12 protein-coding genes are annotated in these 17,587 nt (G+C 39.0%); 10 read left to right on the top strand and 2 right to left on the bottom strand.

The genetic code is table 11. The features are described 5' to 3' along the window. Positions 1-35: 35 nt before the first annotated feature. Together H6G83_RS15070 and H6G83_RS15075 are read right to left on the bottom strand one after the other, a co-directional pair. Positions 36-875, bottom strand: coding sequence for a WecB/TagA/CpsF family glycosyltransferase (locus H6G83_RS15070; protein ID WP_190473614.1), 840 nt, complete (start codon positions 873-875; stop codon positions 36-38). A gap of 58 nt (positions 876-933) precedes the next feature. Then, positions 934-3,093, bottom strand: coding sequence for a GumC family protein (locus tag H6G83_RS15075; RefSeq protein WP_242044602.1), 2,160 nt, complete (start codon positions 3,091-3,093; stop codon positions 934-936). Between the two features lie 885 nt (positions 3,094-3,978). Between H6G83_RS15075 and H6G83_RS15080 the strand changes: the two genes are divergently transcribed. The 10 genes from H6G83_RS15080 (at position 3,979) to H6G83_RS15125 (ending at position 17,584) form a co-directional block, all read left to right on the top strand. Beyond that, positions 3,979-5,106: a Gfo/Idh/MocA family protein gene (locus tag H6G83_RS15080; protein ID WP_190473616.1), complete on the top strand. Its 1,128-nt coding sequence runs from the start codon at positions 3,979-3,981 to the stop codon at positions 5,104-5,106. 80 nt (positions 5,107-5,186) lie between these two features. Continuing rightward, entirely contained in the window at positions 5,187-6,782 is a 1,596-nt protein-coding gene (locus H6G83_RS15085) for a glycosyltransferase (RefSeq protein WP_190473618.1), read from the top strand. A 98-nt stretch (positions 6,783-6,880) separates the two neighbouring features. After that, complete coding sequence (locus H6G83_RS15090) at positions 6,881-7,999, top strand: DegT/DnrJ/EryC1/StrS family aminotransferase (RefSeq protein ID WP_190473620.1); 1,119 nt, start codon at positions 6,881-6,883, stop codon at positions 7,997-7,999. A gap of 138 nt (positions 8,000-8,137) precedes the next feature. Beyond that, the gene (locus tag H6G83_RS15095; protein WP_190473622.1) at positions 8,138-9,295 is read left to right on the top strand and encodes a DegT/DnrJ/EryC1/StrS family aminotransferase; all 1,158 of its coding nucleotides are present in this window, start codon (positions 8,138-8,140) and stop codon (positions 9,293-9,295) included. 52 nt (positions 9,296-9,347) lie between these two features. Then, positions 9,348-11,714 carry a glycosyltransferase family protein gene (locus H6G83_RS15100; protein ID WP_190473624.1) on the top strand — a complete coding sequence of 789 codons (2,367 nt, stop codon included), beginning with the start codon at positions 9,348-9,350 and terminating at the stop codon, positions 11,712-11,714. A 603-nt stretch (positions 11,715-12,317) separates the two neighbouring features. Further along, a complete protein-coding gene (locus tag H6G83_RS15105; RefSeq protein ID WP_190473626.1) occupies positions 12,318-13,226 on the top strand; it encodes a glycosyltransferase family 2 protein in 909 nt (302 codons plus the stop codon). Between the two features lie 48 nt (positions 13,227-13,274). Continuing rightward, the gene (locus H6G83_RS15110; protein ID WP_190473628.1) at positions 13,275-14,315 is read left to right on the top strand and encodes a glycosyltransferase; all 1,041 of its coding nucleotides are present in this window, start codon (positions 13,275-13,277) and stop codon (positions 14,313-14,315) included. 13 nt (positions 14,316-14,328) lie between these two features. Continuing rightward, the gene (locus tag H6G83_RS15115; RefSeq protein ID WP_190473630.1) at positions 14,329-15,252 is read left to right on the top strand and encodes an FkbM family methyltransferase; all 924 of its coding nucleotides are present in this window, start codon (positions 14,329-14,331) and stop codon (positions 15,250-15,252) included. 8 nt (positions 15,253-15,260) lie between these two features. Beyond that, positions 15,261-16,421 carry a glycosyltransferase gene (locus H6G83_RS15120; RefSeq protein WP_190473632.1) on the top strand — a complete coding sequence of 387 codons (1,161 nt, stop codon included), beginning with the start codon at positions 15,261-15,263 and terminating at the stop codon, positions 16,419-16,421. Continuing rightward, a complete protein-coding gene (locus tag H6G83_RS15125; RefSeq protein WP_313936192.1) occupies positions 16,373-17,584 on the top strand; it encodes a glycosyltransferase family 4 protein in 1,212 nt (403 codons plus the stop codon). The genes H6G83_RS15120 and H6G83_RS15125 overlap by 49 nt, the downstream gene beginning before the upstream one ends. Positions 17,585-17,587: the final 3 nt, after the last annotated feature.

Here is a 17,587-nt window from a genome sequence, read left to right on the forward strand (position 1 = left end):
ACTTCCCCCTTGTGAAGAGCTGCTATCTTGCTATATTAGTTTTTTCTCACTAAAGCTAAACTCAGTAATTGCTTGAAAACTAGCCAAATAAAAACCGGAATAGTTTTGCTATATCGATTTAATAATCTTACAGGCTCTTGAATCAAACGATATAACCATTCACCGCCTAAATGACGTATCAAATAGGGCGCTCGTTTTTGAGTTTCTGCAAAGACAGGAAAAGCTCCACCCAAACCAATCATTACAGCCTTAATTTGGTTTTTGTGTTGGTTCATCCAGTACTCTTGCTTCGGACATCCCAAAGACACAAAAACTATTCCTGCTCCACTATCATGAATTTTTTTAATAATAGCCTCATCCTCTATATCTGTAAGAGGACGAAATGGTAAAGGTTCCATTCCAGCTATTTTTATATGGGGAAATAAGTATTCTAACTTCTTTCTCATGTTCTCTAAAATTACTATTTCCGAACCCAAGAAAAAAATTTTAATGTCTCTGAGTGGAGCTAATTTGCATACAGATAAAAGAATGTCCAGACCTGCAACACGGTTTTGAGTCCGCATCCCCATCAGTCTTAACATCCAAACTAATGGCATCCCATCAGGCGTAACAATATCAGCATTTCTTAAAATAGCCGAAAATTCTGGATGCCAATGAGCTTCTATAAGCATATGACTGTTAGCTACACAAACAACTTTGCTAACTTTGCTCATAGCCCATTCTAAGATAATATTTATTTGTACTTCAAAGGGCAATGCAGTAACAGGAGAACCGACTATATTAATTTTAGCAATATTTGCAGAAGATTCAGAAGATTTCAGTTTTAAAGATGGACTGAAGTATTCAAGTTGAATTTGATGATTTGGATTTAGCATATTTTCCTGATATTTTTGTGCTAAATAATAAAATAGACAGAATATATAACTGCTATTTTTACTTCTTGAAAATGGTGGCGATCGCACCCAACACAGGTGTAGAAGAAAACTCTAATTTCTCCAACAATTGAGCCAAAGCAGTACAATTTGTCTTACCTAATCCCACAGCCAAAATACTAGCATCTATAAATTTCGTGAGAATACTAGTATCTGCAAAACCTAAGAAAGGCGATGTATCATAAATAATTAAATCGAATACTTGCTTAAATTGTTCTGTTAAAATTTGAAGTTTAGGAGATGAGAAAAACATTGTAGGATTAGTAGGAATTGAACCACTAGTTAAAATAAACAAGTTTTGCTCATAGGTTCTACCCTGACTATAGTTATTGAATTGATGTATAACATTCTCAAAATGTAACTCTTCACTAATCAAATTACTTAATCCTTGTCTATTAGGTAAGTCTAATATTTTATGGATGGCGGGATTACGCAGATTAGCATCCACTAGTAAAACACGCTTACCCATTGCCGCAGCCGTCTGCGCTAAATAGAGAGCAATTGTAGATTTGCCATCTCTAGGACTGGCTGAGATAACTACTAGAGAACGGATAGCATTCTCCTTATTGACAAGAGAAATATTTGTGTATGCAGAATGAAAAGATTCCCGAAAGTGAGAAATATCTTGCTTATTGGTAAATTGATAATTATTACCCAGCTTAATATAAGGAATTTCCCCCAATATTGGTAAGTTAAATTTTTCTTTAACTTCCTCAAGGTTATATAAAACATTATTGAACTTGTCTGTAAGCAAAGCCAAACCAGTACTTAGTAATAAACCTAAAACTGTTCCATAAAGTAAACTAATTTTAATACTAGGCGCAACATTTTGAGGTTTATTAGGAGGTGTAAGTATCTGCCAAGGAGTTTGTTTTTGTGCTGCATCTATACGTAATGTCTCGCGTTTAGTGAGAAAGTGATTGAGATTATCAACACTAATTTTTAATTGCCGTTTTAAATCATCTTCTTGACGGATGAGAATGGGAAACTGTTTCACCTTTTGTCTTAAATCACTTTCAACTCGGCTGAAAAATTGAATTTGCGTTTTTAATATCTGAATTTGTTTAGCAGCATCAACAAATTTCTGTATTTCTCGAACACGCGCTGAATTGGTTGCAAATGAACCAGAAGAGCCAGTATTGATGCTCGACAATTTATTCCCCAAAACACGTAGCTTTTCTTTACCCATTAAATCCAGCAAATTTTGTTGTTGGATCAACAGGCTTTGAATACCAGGGTCATTGTCCGTATATTGAGATGATTTAGTGGCAATTTTAGCCTCCACATCTTGGAGTTGGCTTAATAGCTTCTGATAGCCTGGAGACTCACTTAAAGCTGAGACAGCTTCTGCTTCATTAACTTCCAAGCCCAGTTGTTTTTGTACACTATCGTAAAATGCTTGAGTTTTATTTAATTGCGTTTCTGCATCTAACCTTTTTTGCACAATTTGGTCAAGTTCGCTAGCAAGCTGCTGGCTTTGAACTTCAGCATTAATGATGCCAGATTTTTGACGAAAAGTTTGTAACTTTGCCTGAAGAATTTCCACTTGTCGTAATAGTAAAGGCAATTGCCTTTCCACAAATTGAATTGCCAATTTAGTGTCTGTTTGACGTTCCTCTAAACTGTATTTTAAGTAAGCTTCAGCCGCCTTATTTAAGACAAACAGAACTTTTTCTGGATTAGTATCTTGATAACTAACTTCTAAAATTTGAGTATTTGGTAACAGCTTGATTTTTAATTCAGGTGGTTTGCTATTTGGATAATACTTCTGAACTTGTTCATTAATAGGAGTCATTAATTTAGGACTTTGTAAAATCTTGACTTTGGTTTCATCGATTTTGTTAGAAGTTTCATCTCTTTTATATCTATCATCTGGTGCTACTTTATCTTCAGGAGTTATAGGTTCAGTTAAAAGTTCAAATTTAGCGACATAACTTTTAGTACTAGTCAAAGTAAATACTATGGCCGCAGTAGTAAATGTAGTTGTACCGATTAAAATTACAAATATTCTGCGACGAATCACCCTCAATAATTCGCCTAAGTTTAATCCACCTTCATGACCTTGTTCAGATTCAACTGTGTAATTAGAAGGTAAAAATTGATGCGAATGCCCATTTTTTTCTACCAAATCCTGCTGATAATAAAATCTTTTTCTCATCATAAACACCTGGCAAGCTTTGCCAGAAGGTTGTGGTCGTTCGTCAAGCTTAGTGCAAGCTAGTCCTGATAATTTCTACTACTTTTCTAGACAGGGGAAAAGTCCCAAAAACTCCTCCAAGCAACTCATGAAATGAATATTTGCATAAAACAATTATGCAGCATATGGATACATAATAACCAAAAGAAATATTTGTGCAGTGCTACCCCAAATTTTCCATAGTTTTATTTACATAGCGATGATTAGATGATTTTCATCAGGCTCAAATCATTAGATTTTTAATGAAAATTTCAGCATAATCGGTTGCAAAAAACCTAATATTGTTTAGTCATTCAGACAATAATAAACAATTAGGTAAGTGCATTCTATGATTGCAAGTGACTATATCAATCTATCCCCTGATAGAGGTTTTATGCTGAAAAAAATAATTTTGGGTGTATTTATATACAATTAACAACGAAGTCTATATTTATTTAAAAAAGAATAATAATCTATCTTAAGAGAGATTTTTTAAAAGATTCAACTTTGTTATTTTTTTCATACGCAAGCAGTAGAGTAAAAGACTATTTATAAAGTAAGTATTCAACCTCAAACTAAGCTAATCCAACTGCACAAATATTAGATGTATATTAACATCACATATTGAATATTTACTTAATAAATAGGTTTTGAATAACAATCTTAGTGCAAACAGTACTAATTAATATTTAATTCCAGATTAAAGCAAGTTTTAGACCTTTAAATCTGTGATTCTCCTTGCAGTAGTAGCGCAATAAAATTTGTTCTACTAACTGGTTTACAAATAACTTCTAAATAAAAAACATCCAAGTTTTTTTATAGAATCAGCATGAAGAATTGACTCGGTAATTTATTAGAATATTTTCCCAAATGATAAATAGTTACACTCCTTTAAGGCAGTCTTTTGATAGCAAAAATTACCCAACTGAGGTAAACATTTGCATAGCTCAGGAAAGCCAAACAATTAACCCCATAAGAATCGGTGTCATCGGTTATGGTTATTGGGGGCCGAATCTAGTACGTAGTTTTGCTGAAGTACCAGGAGCAGAAGTTGTTGCAGTTAGTGACCTGAATGTAGAAAGACTGGCTAAAGTCCAATCTCGGTATCCAGCTATTAAGGTGACAACAAATAGCCAAGAGTTATTTGCCGATCGCCAGATTGATGCGATCGCCATTGCCACACCAGTCTCCACCCATTACAATTTAGCCTTAGCCGCCTTACAAGCTGACAAACACGTCCTTGTAGAAAAACCCATCACCGTATCCTCCGAGCAAGCGATGAGGCTGATAGATGAAGCCCAAAAGCGTAATTTAGTGTTGATGGTAGATCACACCTTCATCTATACAGGTGCAGTCCGCAAGATGCAGGAACTAGTAGCGACAAAGGCTATAGGCGATGTTTATTACTATGATTCTGTACGTGTCAACCTGGGGTTATTTCAACAAGATGTCAATGTCATTTGGGATTTAGCCGTTCATGACCTCTCAATTATGGACTATGTGTTGCCATCTCAGCCTTACGCTGTCTCGGCTACAGGGATGAATCACGTTCCTAACAAACCAGAAAACATTGCCTACATGACACTATTTTTTGAGCATAATTTGATTGCACATATTCATGTCAATTGGTTAGCACCAGTCAAAGTGCGTCGGACATTGCTTGGTGGTAGTCAAAAGATGATCTGTTATGACGATTTAGAGCCGAGCGAAAAAATAAAGATATACGACAAGGGAATTACTGTCAATGGCAATCCTGAAAACCTATACCAAATGCTGGTCGGCTATCGCACGGGTGATATGTGGGCCCCGAAGTTAGAGATGACAGAAGCATTACAAACCGAAGCATTGCATTTTATTCATTGCATTCGTGAAGGAAAGCGCCCAATTACTGATGGTGAAGCAGGATTGAGGGTAGTGAGGATTCTGGAAGCTGCTACTCAATCCATTAAACAGCAGGGTCGATTAGTTGAACTTGACTTAGCGGAGATAGCAGCATGATTCCATTTGTAGACCTGAAAGCCCAATACTTTATTACCAATGAGGACATACTGACACAGACGCATTAAAGTCGAAATAATATGAAGCCAAGCTCCGTAGGAAGCCAAAACGCTTGTCTGGAGGAAAATTATCAAGTATTCCAGAGTCTAATAGCAAAATCGAAGACTTACCTGCTTAAGGGACAATACCATTATTCTGCTGCCCTGGCTGAGATTGCCGCCTATTACGCTACCTGGAAGCATAACGGTTTGTTCTCTAGCTACGAACTGGAGGAGATTTTGCACTTACTGGCAAAGCAAACAATTCAAATTGAAAATCCTCCAGTAAAAAACACATCTGATGTCAAAAGAGTGCTACACATCACTTCAATGGTTGCAGGGCAAGCAGGCTTGCAGCATCTGCTACAACGCTGGATCGAAAATGATAGCAGTCGATGCCATTCAGTTGCAGTTAGTCAGCCATCAATCAGCCCAGTCCCGGAAAAGTTGCAGAGCCTAGTAGCAGCTTCGCGCGGAAGTATTGAGCTAGTTGGCAACAACTATAAAAGAATTTTAGAGCGCGCCCAGAGGCTTCGCAAATTAGCTACAGAAGCTGATCTGATTATCTTGCATCTGCAAACTGAAGACGTAGCACCCATTATCGGATTGAGTCAAAAGACAGGAATGCCACCGATACTGCTTGTCAATCATGCCGATCATTGTTTTTGGATTGGTGTTACAGTCGTTGATCTCATCGTCAATCTCAGGACTTCAGGGTTGATACTTTGTCAGGAGCGCAGAGGAATTGAGCCAGAACGGCTGGTTCTATTGCCAACTCCTCTTACTCCTGTCAAGAGAACTCTCTCTCAGCCAGAAGCCAAGCGCCGTCTAGGTCTGTCAGAAGATGCAGTTTTACTTGTGTCTATCGCTCGTGCGCCTAAATATCGTCCCTGGAACAATATTAACTTCCCTCTAGATCATGTACCGCTACTACAACAACATCCAAATTGCTTTTTATTTGTTGTTGGGCCCGAACATGACAAAAATTGGGAGTATGCTAGTCAGCAAACAGGGGGTCGGATCAAAGCCTTTGGCATACGTTCGGATGTATCCCTATTCTTCCAGAGCGCTGATATTTACGTTGATGCCTTTCCAATGGTGTCAATTACTTCCCTTTTAGAAGCTGGTAGTTATGGGATTCCTTTAGTTAGTTACTCCTTATTCTCTGCAAAACAGGCAGTTTGGCGTGCTGATGCGCCTGGGATAGATCAGTACTTAATCCGTTGTCAAAATATTAACGAATACAGAAACAAGTTGTCGCTTTTGGTGGAAAATGCGGAATTACGGTCTAAATTAGGCTGGAACATCCAAGAAGACATTACACGGCTTCATATAGGAGAGAGCTGGTTAGAGTCTGTGGATACTTTATATGAGCGTGCCAAAACAATCTCCAGAAAATCTGATACTTTCTTCTTTAGTAGCCAGCGAAATATCTCGGAACTCGATCTGGTCACACCCCAGATATTGAAAGACTACAGGACAATAGAACGGCTTTTCTACGATTATCGGCATTTATTGCCAAGAAATTGGCTGCATCTCCGGGTGAGACTGAGAATCTGGATGATTGTCGTACTCCAAAAATTGGGTCTCAAACAACAAATCCAGAATCTCTTAGGGATTCTCAACAGACAAGAGTAACTTCTGTTGTACTGATTTTTGTGGGAGTTACAAGCATGAATCAAAGATGAACAAAACAGACTTGATGAATGAAAATTTGATTTAATAGAGGTAACAGCATGATTCCATTTGTAGATTTGAAAGCCCAATATCTAAGCATCAAAGATGAAATTGATGCTGCGGTCTTTAAAGCTTTAGAAAGTACACAATTCGTTTTAGGAAGTGAGGTTGTTGCTTTAGAAGAAGAGTTTTCTCACTACTGCGGTGCTAACTATGGCATTGCTGTGAATACAGGCACAAGTGCGCTACATTTGGCATTATTAGCTGCTGGTATTGGCCCAGGCGATGAAGTCATCACCACACCTTTCACCTTTGTCGCTACCGTAGCAGCAATCTGTTACACTGGTGCTACTCCTGTTTTCGTGGATATTGAGCCAAATTCTTACACCATAGACGTGAGACAGATTGAGGCTGCTATCACTGCGCGGACTAAAGCGATTTTGCCTGTACATCTCTATGGTCAACCAGCAGATATGGACGCAATTTTAGATATTGCCCGTCGTTACGGTTTGATTGTGATTGAAGATGCTGCACAGGCACACAGGGCTGAGTATAAAGGGCGACGGGTTGGTAGTATCGGTGATTTAGGTTGTTTCAGCTTTTACCCTGGTAAGAACTTGGGAGCCTATGGTGAAGGTGGCATGGTTGTTACCAATAATCCTGAATATGCCGCAAAATTGAGATGTTTACGGGATTGGGGGCAAGAACGCAAGTATCACCATGTCCTCAAGGGTTATAACTATCGTATGGATGGCTTGCAAGGGGCAATCTTGCGCGTTAAGTTACGCCATTTGGATGCCTGGACGGAGGCTCGCAGAGCGCAAGCCGCACGGTATGATCAACTACTAGCAGCAGAGGTGATCACTCCCAAGGTCATGCCATACAGCTATCATGTTTACCATGTTTATGCTGTGCGATCGCCTGAACGGGATTTACTACAACAAGTGCTACAGCAGCAAGGAATACAGACAGGCATTCACTACCCAATTCCTGTGCATTTGCAACCAGCTTACTCAGATTTAGGATATAAGGTAGGTGATTTTCCCCAAGCAGAACTAGCAGCGCAGCAGGTGCTTTCTTTACCTATGTATGCAGAACTATCTCCAGTTCAAATAAAAACTATTAGTGCTGCCTTATCTGAAGGGATTTCCCGTCTAAGCTGGCGAAAAGCCGGATAGTTAAAGACCTAGAATTTGCCAGAATATGCAAAATAAACGAATCTTAATTACAGGTGGTGCAGGTTTAGTTGGTTCCCACATTGCTGATTTACTGGTCAAGGATGGGATCTCAGAAATTACTGACAAAGGAAACAAGCAATGTCTGAAAAAATACAGTATATCCCAATTGCTCAACCCTGGCTGGGAGAAGCAGAGGCAGAAGCAGCAAGACGCGCCATTCTTTCAGGTTGGGTGACTCAAGGGCCGGAAGTAGCAGCATTTGAGCAGGAATTTGCCACTTATGTGGGGGCTAACTATGCTTGTGCTGTTGCCAATTGCACTACAGCATTGCACCTAGCACTATTAGCTGTAGGAGTAAAGCCAGAAGATGAAGTAATTACTGTTAGTCATTCTTTCATTGCCACCGCTAATAGTATTCGTTATTGTGGCGCGATTCCTGTGTTTGTGGATATTGAACCGCAGACATACAATATCAACCCAGTGTTAATCGAAGATGCAATTAGCGAACGCACCCGTGCGATTGTCCTCGTCCATCAAATGGGAATGCCTTGTGACCTGAAAAGTATCTTAGAGATAGCCCATTGCTACGAGTTACCAGTGATTGAAGATGCAGCTTGTGCGATCGCTAGTGAAATTCTCTGGGATGGACAGTGGGAGAAAATCGGTAAACCACATGGGGATATAGCCTGTTTTTCCTTTCACCCCCGCAAGGTAATTACTACAGGTGATGGGGGGATGATCACCACTAATAATCCCCAATGGGATGAACAATTTCGCCTCTGGCGACAGCATGGGATGAGTGTACCTGATACCCTCCGCCACGGAGCTAAACAAGTCATATTCGAGTCTTATCCCATGTTGGGTTACAATTACCGCATGACTGATATTCAGGCCGCAGTGGGAAGGGAACAACTCAAACGCCTACCAGAAATTGTGGAACGCCGTCGTTACTTGGCACAGCGATATCATCACCAACTGGCAGATATACCTGGATTGAAATTACCCACAGAACCAGCTTGGGCAAAAAGTAACTGGCAAAGTTACTGTGTACGCCTTCCTGAGAGTTGCGATCGGCAGCGAGTTATGCAGGTAATGTTAGATGCTGGGATTTCCACCAGACGGGGAATTATGTGCGCTCATCGGGAACCAGCTTATGAGGTAGAAAGTTGGTTATGTGGAAGCGATCTGACTGAAAGCGAACAAGCACAGGATCATGCCATGATTTTGCCTCTGTTTCATCAGATGACGGAGCAAGAACAGGATTGTGTAGTTGAGGTTTTAAAAACTGTTTGCTGAGTTTGAAGCTTAATATTTACAAAAAAATAGCAAAATATACCCAAGAATGTGTATGGAAAAAATTACTAAGCCTAGACTTGTATTCTTTCAGTGCAAGTATGATGTTCAACTACCCCAGTTTTTGAGATTGCATAAGAAACAGCAAGTTAAATGCTTATCAGAATTTTTTGAGGTTATTGAGATTAGCGAAGATTGTGATTATGAGCAAATTTGTGACAAATATCAGCCAGAAATAACACTTTTTGAAAACTGCGGAAATAATATAAGCTACCATAGGTTAACAATAAAAAACACCCATGTTTATCCAAATATACCTAAGATAGGATTACATAATGCAGACCCTTGGTGTAGTAGCCGTGCGGCTTTCATCTCTGATATGGAGCATTGGGGTATAGAAACTTTTTTCTCCATTTGCACAACGACATCTGAGCATACACCAGGAATAGCCGATAATTTATTCGTTTGGCCTAATTTCGTCGATACAGCTACTTATAGAGATTATGGCATGACAAAAATAATTCCAGTACTGTTTAATGGTGCTAACCATGCTCTATATCCTTGGCGGCAAAAAGTTCAAAAAAAGATTTCTCAACACTATCCATCACTTATTTGTCCACATTTTGGATACCAGGGAAACTCAACATCACGAATGATATATGGTGAACAATATGCTCGCACAATCAATGCTTCTTGGTTTGTACCTGCCTGTGGCACAGTAGCTAAGGAAGTTGTTCGCAAACATTTTGAGATACCAGGTAGCAAAGCTTGTTTAATTACGGAACAATCTCCCAGTCTTGAAGCAGCAGGTTTCATCGATATGCAAAATTGCGTTTTTGCTAATGAACAAGATGTATTAGACAAGCTTGACTATCTATTTCAACACCAAGAGGAACTTGAAAGTATTATTAATGCTGGTTATCAGCTAGTTCACACTCGACATACATTAAAACAACGAGATCAAATTTTTCAGTGGTATAACCTATATAAAAATCTTAAACCTCACCAAAAGATTATTCAAACAAACCCGTTTGAAACAATGACTGTTGTAGACAAATCATTGGCAACTAGCAGTTCTCATATTATCTGTAACGGACTAAACATAGTTCTTCTTCGTCAGGCAAATGAAAAACTATGGTCTGGTAGATATGACGAAGCAGAGATATTGTATTTTAAATGTCTCAATTATATAGCTATCATGCCTGAACCTCAATTAGGATTAGCTATTTGCAACCTTTACAAAGGAAATCCACAAAAAGCACTGGATGGGATTTTACCCATGATTCAAATTACCATTGAGACTTATCAAGCTTCTGATCCCGATCCAGTAGAGTGGGCTTATTTTATAATTTCGCTTCTTTGTTTAGGAAAATTAGATGAAGCAACAAAAAGGAGTCAGCAATTTCCGTCACTTAATCATACTGAACTTAATCGTACTCGTTGGCTCATTAATATTTTAAACAATCAAAAATTTCCATATCCTTTACCATCCAGTAATCAATTAAAATGCAGAGCTAGTATTCATCAATTACCGAATCGAGATTTAAATGACTGGCTGAATAATATTTATATTATATTTAAATCATCTCAGCAGTTAAAACTTGCGGAAAATTTGAGGAGAATCATCAATTTAGAACATCAGGAATTAACAGGGGAACAAAATAATTACGTTGGCTACACAATAACCAACAGCATATTTATATCAGACATCAAAAGTAAGCTATTACAAAAAATATGGGATTTATTAGGAATCAAGAGTACTTTAGACCCTATTAATTTTATATTGAGAAATATATTGAAAAAGCGGTTGGGGAATTTATTACGTAGTTTAGAATGTAAATTTGGTTATTTTTTACCTTACCATTTATCAGAGAAAAGAAAGGATGAGTTTTACCATGCTGTTCAATGCCTAACACAGTCAGAAGATATTAAAACAGCACTAGTTATTGGAGCATCTGCTGGAGCAGGAAGCACTGAAGCATTTTTAACAGGTATTCAACAAAATCCCCATAAGCCAATCGCATTTTGCATCAACATTTCCCTGCCTCGCTTCATAAAACTACAAAAGAAATATGCTGATAATTCTCTTGTCAATTGTTATACAATTTCATCTGGAAAATTTGATAATTTCATAAAAAAAATTAAGGAAGAAAACAAAATACCCTTTTTTGATGCCATTCTAATTGATGAGTCTGAGCTAAATTTTAAAATAGACCTTAAGAATGAATTGAATACATCAAAGATTGTTATTTTTGAGGATATAAATATATCTTCAAACTATAGTAATTATGGTAATTTACTGGCAGATGAAAATTACATTATAGAGGCTGAAAATCTTAGTTTACGTAATGGTTACTCTATCTTCAAAAAAATGGAAACTGCTAATATTAATTTTGATTTTGCATCTACTAGCTTCATCTAATAATGTAAATATATTCCATGCTATCTGTGTTAATCGCGCCTACATATTTTAGGAAATTTAAGTTAACGAATTACAATTTAAATTGATATGTGAGACTAGTGGCGTGGCAAAAATGTGGCGATAGATTTGGAGAAATTGAACGCAGATAAACGAGGCAGTGCGTTGGGCGGCTCTGCCGACTTAAAGCAACTGCCGTGCAGATAAACGCAGATGAATAAGATGTTAGATTATCGGCTAATGCACAAGTTTAGCCTTGCTACTGGCTTGTCTAGACTAAAATGTGGCATTAGATTGGGAAAAAATCGAACGCAGATGAACGCAGATGAACGCAGATGAACAAGATGATAGATTTTTCGCTAATGCACAAGTTTAAGCTTGCCACGCTACTACGCTATTATGTTATACCATTTCACCAAAAATATGATACAGATGTAAATTCCCAAACCTATGCCACGTCTCACTTTCTTAATTTTGAATTTTGAATTGGTATTACTCCTTTTGATGCAAAAACTTGAAATAGGCAATTCAATTGGTTAGGAATGAGTTATTTATTACATTGCTGAAGCAATAAAACCACAATCTAGTTGACTACATGAGATTTTTATGAATTTTTTCCATAAAAAAACAGATTTTGACTTTAAAGTATCAGTTTGTATTTGTACTAGAAATCGTCCTCAAGAACTAAGCAAAGCTTTAAAATCTGTTGAAGGTTCTACCTATCCTGCATTTGAAGTGATTGTGTCTGATGATAGTACAAATGATGATACTAAAACGCTCATATCCTCGTATTTTCTAGGAGTAAAATATTTAGATGGCCCACGTAAAGGTTTAGGTGCAAATAGAAACAATATATTGAAAGCAGTAACGGGTTCACACGTACTTTTTATCGACGATGATGTGGTTTTAAATGAAAGTTTTTTAGAAATGATGTGTAATCATTTAGCATATCTAGCTGACAAGGAAAACCTGGAGAAACTTATTGTCAGTGGCATTGAGAATAAGAATGGTCAACTTGTATTTCCTGGGGAACAAAGTTTTGTAGGGTGGCAGAATGTGAGCTATAAAGAAGGTGATATTATTAAAACAGTTGTCATTAATAGTGCATTGTTTCCCACTGCTTTATTTAAAGAAACATTATTTGACGAGAAATTAGTCTACGGCAATGATGAGGTTGATTTAACAACAAGGGCAATTAAAAAAGGTTTTAAAATTAAATTGTTTCCAGAAGCAATTAATTTTCATTTTCCGTCAGAAATTAATCGTGATTACTATGAGCCTTACCATGATGCCAGCCGAATTTATGTAACATTTAAACGTTATTTTGCCACTGAAAATCATAAATTAAAAGCCATATTTTACCTTGTTTATGTTTTTATACATACGGTAGCTTTTAATTGGCGATATAGAGGTATATCAGGATTGATTGGAACTTTTAGGTATACTTTTCCTAAATCATTGTTATTCATAATTGATTGGTTAATTAATGATGGTTTTAAAAGTTTAAAAACCTGAATAACTAATATCTGTGAATTGATTGAATTTCATAATAAAATATTTAATATGCAGAAGAATTTTCTTGTTAGTATTATTATTAATAATTACAACTACGATCGCTTCCTAGCTCAGGCAATAGATAGTGCATTAAATCAAACCTATCCTCACACTGAAGTGATTGTTGTGGATGATGGTTCCACTGACAATTCCCGTGAAATTATTGCAGGATATGGCGATCGCATTATCCCCATCCTGCAACCCAACGGCAAACAAGCTGCTGCTTTCAATAGCGGTTTGAAAAGAAGCTTGGGCGACATCCTTATTTTTCTCGATTCTGACGACTACCTGTATCCTCAAGCAGTTGAACGGATTGTGGAAGTTTGGCAGCCCAACCTTTCCAAGGTGCATTACCGTCTAGAGGTGGTCGATGCAGACAGACAATCTCTGGGTTATACCTTCCCCCAAGGCTCTGAACCCCTATCAACAGGTGAAGTTTGGCAAACATTACTCAGCTATGGTGGTTATGTCAGAGTTCCTACTAGTGGTAATGCTCTTAACCGCAATGCTTTACTGTCTATTTTTCCCATTCCTGATGAATTTAAACTCACCGCAGACGACTACTTATCGGTGCTTGTGCCATTTGCTGGTGAGGTTGGGGCGGTGGAAGATCCCCTTGGTGCTTACCGGATTCACGGTAGCAATCAGTGGGCATTAGCTACAGTAACGAGCGATCGCTTCCATCGCTTTATCAAACATGACCAGGTAGTCTATAAATTACTGGTGGATAAAGCCGAAGAACTTGGTTACAAATTACCTCAAGACTTTGAATTACGTTCTTTAGGAAGATATCAGGTGCGTTTAGCATCTGTGCGTTTAACCCCCGAAAAGCATCCAATTCCCCAGGATCGGATCTTGTATTTGGTCTATTCTGGCATCAAGTCGATCTGGAAATACTCCACCATGAGTTGGCAGAAAAAATTCATCTACACAGTCTGGTTTCTTTGGATTGGGTTTGTGCCATTAACTTTGGCGAAACCTGCTATTACTTGGTTCTTCACCCCCCATTTTCGACCTAAGCTGCTCAAAAAAATTTATGCCTCCGTTTAGCTAAGAGGTAGCTATGACTGATTCGCCATTTCACAGACTTCTGAATCGTTCAGATTTTCAGCGTCATCCACTCAAGGCAGTAATGAAGCGGCTATGGTGGAGACTACGCTGGCAACTGACCGATCAACCCTACGTCATTCCCTTTGCTGAAACCCTGAAAATTGTACTTCCCAAAAGTGGCTCTGGAGCTGCTATTTACTACCAAAAATTTTCCGAACCTGAAACAGCAGATTTTTTTCTCCGATTCCTCAGACCTGGTATGGTAATGTTCGATATAGGCGCTCATATTGGTGAGTACACACTGCTGGCAGCAAAAAGAGTCGGAGCATCTGGCCAGATATATGCCTTTGAACCTCAGTCCCATTTGTTTCCTATTCTCAGTCAAAGTGTAGAAATGAATGGTTTGACTCAAGTTGTTTTAAACTGTGTTGCCGTTAGTGATTATATCGGTGAAATTGAGTTTCAGATTCTTGGCGAACCCACATTGTCATCAATTCGCAAGCCGATATTACCTCAACAACCAACGAAAATAGTTTCTGTTCCCTGTACCTCTTTAGATGGCTACTGGCTAAATCAACAGCGTAAAATTGACCTGATCAAAGTAGATGTTGAAGGTGCTGAAAAATTTGTCTTGCAGGGAGCAACAAAGTTACTCAATTTGCCTCCCCAACAGGCCCCAATTTGGGTTTTTGAGTATGCTCCAAACAGTTATGCAGATTTTGGGTATCAACCAGATGAGATTTTACAATTGCTCAAACAGTATGGCTACGAGGTTTATCAGTATTGTGGTGCAGGAAATATAGCAACTTTCAACCCAAATGCAAACTTGCCAGATATTATCAATCTGATTGCCACAAAAGATAGACCATCTCTCTTGGCCCAGCTCCAAGGTAAGGATTATGTGCCTGTGATTGAACACAGTAAATGTTTAAACTAGGAAATCGCATGACTACAGCATCCATCCGCGTCCTATTTATTAGTCACGCTTATGTAGTTGGTGTCAACCAGGGTAAATTGAATGCGATCGCCCAAATTGACAATATTGCAGTCGGTCTTTTGGCTCCCAGCAACTGGAAAGCATGGGAATGGAATCGCCTCATCCCCCTGGAAACACCCTATTCTCAGATCCGCACCTACTCCGCTCCCGTCTTATTTAGTGGGCGTGGAGGCGCACATATCTATGCACCTTGGAAACTATGGCAAGTGCTGAATGATTTTCGTCCCGATATTGTCCAGGTAGAAGAAGAAGTATTTTCCCTGTGTGCATTTGAGTTTGCTATCTGGAGCCGATTCACAGGTAAACCACTTGCCATTTTTGGTTGGGAAAACATCGAACGAAAACTCCCCCTTCCCCGTCGTTGGCTCTGTCAGTTTGTTCTCAAAACTGCCCGTCTCTTGCTTCCAGGTAATCAAGACGGGGCAGAGATTATGCGCCGTTGGGGTTACACAGGATTGCTAGAAGTGATGCCGCAGATGGGCGTTGATCCTCAATTCTTTACACCTCGTCAACAACAAGCAAGCGATCGCCCTTTTCACATTGGGTTTCTCGGACGGTTAGTCCACAGCAAAGGAATTGACCTGATTTTTGCTGCTGCTAATCAGTTGCGTCAACAGGGTTACAACTTCCGCATCCTCATCTGTGGTTCTGGTCTGATAGAAGCAGAACTGAGGCAGTTAGCTCACAAGCAAGGTGTGGCAGATTGGGTAATATGGCATGGTGCTGTGCGCCACGAACAAGTTCCAGAAGTGATCAGCCAGTTTGATGTGCTAGTGTTGCCTTCCCGTAGCACGCCTAAATGGAAAGAGCAATTCGGTCACGTTCTGATTGAAGCAATGGCGATGGGAGTTCCCTTCGTTGGTTCTGATAGCGGAGAAATTCCTCATGTGATTGGGCGAGGTGACTTGGTATTTCCCGAAGAAGATGCTCAAAGTCTCGCCCAAATTTTAGCACGTCTGATCGCAGAACCCCAGTGGCGGCAAGCCGTTGGTCAGTATGGTATTCACCGAGTCAATCAACTCTATAGCCATCAGAAGATTGCACAACGCCTGCTTGAACTGTGGAAAACAGTTTTGCATCAGAATGCTCAACAGTTAATAACAACCTAAACAAACCTGTGGGGTGGTTAATGCGAGTAGTCATTGTTCGGCGAGTACCAGGTTCTACACACAGCTTAGAGGTTTATGCAGATAATCTAGTCGCTGGTTTAAAAGCAGTGCGTCCTGACTGGAACATCATTGAGGTAGCACCTCAGCCTTGGAACAGCAAAGATAAGTTGTGGATGTCTGGTATTGGCTTGCGAAAGTACTATGAGTGTTTCTGGAGACACCCCCATGCTGTCAGTCAACAAAATGCCGATATTTTTCATGTCATTGACCAAAGTGATGCCCATATCGCTTATTGGCTTCACCGTGTCGGTAAGCCTGTAGTTGTCACCTGTCACGATTTAGTTCATTTTGTTTATCCAGACACCCTGCGCGGTCAGTCACGCTTTCCTGCCTTGAGTATGGCAACTTGGCGTTATTCCGTCCAGGGAATGACAAAAGCTAATCATGTAATTGCTGTTTCTTCTCACACAGCCCATGATGTAGCTCAGATGTTGAATATTAGCCCTAAAAAAATCACTGTAGCACCAAATGGTGTAGAGCCGATTTATCGTGTACTTCCACAAGAAAAAGTAAAACTTTTACGGCAACAGTATCAAGCCTCAGCAGCAACAATTTGTTTACTCAATGTAGGAGGAACAATCCCCAGAAAAAATATTTTGACAGTTCTGAAAGTATTAGAACGCTTACGAACCGAGGGATTATCAGTTTGCCTATGGAAAACAGGTGGTCAGTTTACCTCAGAACACAAAGCTTTTATTCATCAGCATCAACTAGAGCCACATATTATTCATTTTGGTAATCCTGATAAAGAAACATTGGTAGGTCTATATAATGCAGCTGATATTTTACTTGCACCTTCTTTATATGAAGGATTTGGACTAACTATTGTCGAGGCTATGGCTTGTGGAACACCAGTGATCACTGCTAATGTTTCTTCTCTGCCAGAAGTTTGTAATGGTGCAGCTATTTTAGTAAATCCAATGGATGTGGAAGCGATGGTAGAGTCAATTCATCGAATTAAGCAAAATCCTGACTATCGCCAACTTTTAATAAAAAAAGGACTTTTAAGAGCAAAGTTTTTTAACTGGGAAAAAACAGCCGCACAAATTGCCGAAATTTATGAAAATATTTCTCGAAAAAACTACTTACACATATTTAAATAGTTG

The sequence above is a fragment of the Anabaena azotica FACHB-119 genome, from assembly GCF_014697625.1.
Taxonomy (GTDB): Bacteria; Cyanobacteriota; Cyanobacteriia; order Cyanobacteriales; family Nostocaceae; genus Trichormus; species Trichormus azoticus_A.

What these genes read in the sequence shown, in the direction of transcription:
- H6G83_RS15070 (WP_190473614.1), bottom strand. Translation starts at nt 875, where the DNA reads ATGCTAAATCCAAATCATCAAATTCAACTTGAATACTTCAGTCCATCT.
- H6G83_RS15075 (WP_242044602.1), bottom strand. Translation starts at nt 3,093, where the DNA reads ATGATGAGAAAAAGATTTTATTATCAGCAGGATTTGGTAGAAAAAAAT.
- H6G83_RS15080 (WP_190473616.1), top strand. Translation starts at nt 3,979, where the DNA reads ATGATAAATAGTTACACTCCTTTAAGGCAGTCTTTTGATAGCAAAAAT.
- H6G83_RS15085 (WP_190473618.1), top strand. Translation starts at nt 5,187, where the DNA reads ATGAAGCCAAGCTCCGTAGGAAGCCAAAACGCTTGTCTGGAGGAAAAT.
- H6G83_RS15090 (WP_190473620.1), top strand. Translation starts at nt 6,881, where the DNA reads ATGATTCCATTTGTAGATTTGAAAGCCCAATATCTAAGCATCAAAGAT.
- H6G83_RS15095 (WP_190473622.1), top strand. Translation starts at nt 8,138, where the DNA reads ATGTCTGAAAAAATACAGTATATCCCAATTGCTCAACCCTGGCTGGGA.
- H6G83_RS15100 (WP_190473624.1), top strand. Translation starts at nt 9,348, where the DNA reads ATGGAAAAAATTACTAAGCCTAGACTTGTATTCTTTCAGTGCAAGTAT.
- H6G83_RS15105 (WP_190473626.1), top strand. Translation starts at nt 12,318, where the DNA reads ATGAATTTTTTCCATAAAAAAACAGATTTTGACTTTAAAGTATCAGTT.
- H6G83_RS15110 (WP_190473628.1), top strand. Translation starts at nt 13,275, where the DNA reads ATGCAGAAGAATTTTCTTGTTAGTATTATTATTAATAATTACAACTAC.
- H6G83_RS15115 (WP_190473630.1), top strand. Translation starts at nt 14,329, where the DNA reads ATGACTGATTCGCCATTTCACAGACTTCTGAATCGTTCAGATTTTCAG.
- H6G83_RS15120 (WP_190473632.1), top strand. Translation starts at nt 15,261, where the DNA reads ATGACTACAGCATCCATCCGCGTCCTATTTATTAGTCACGCTTATGTA.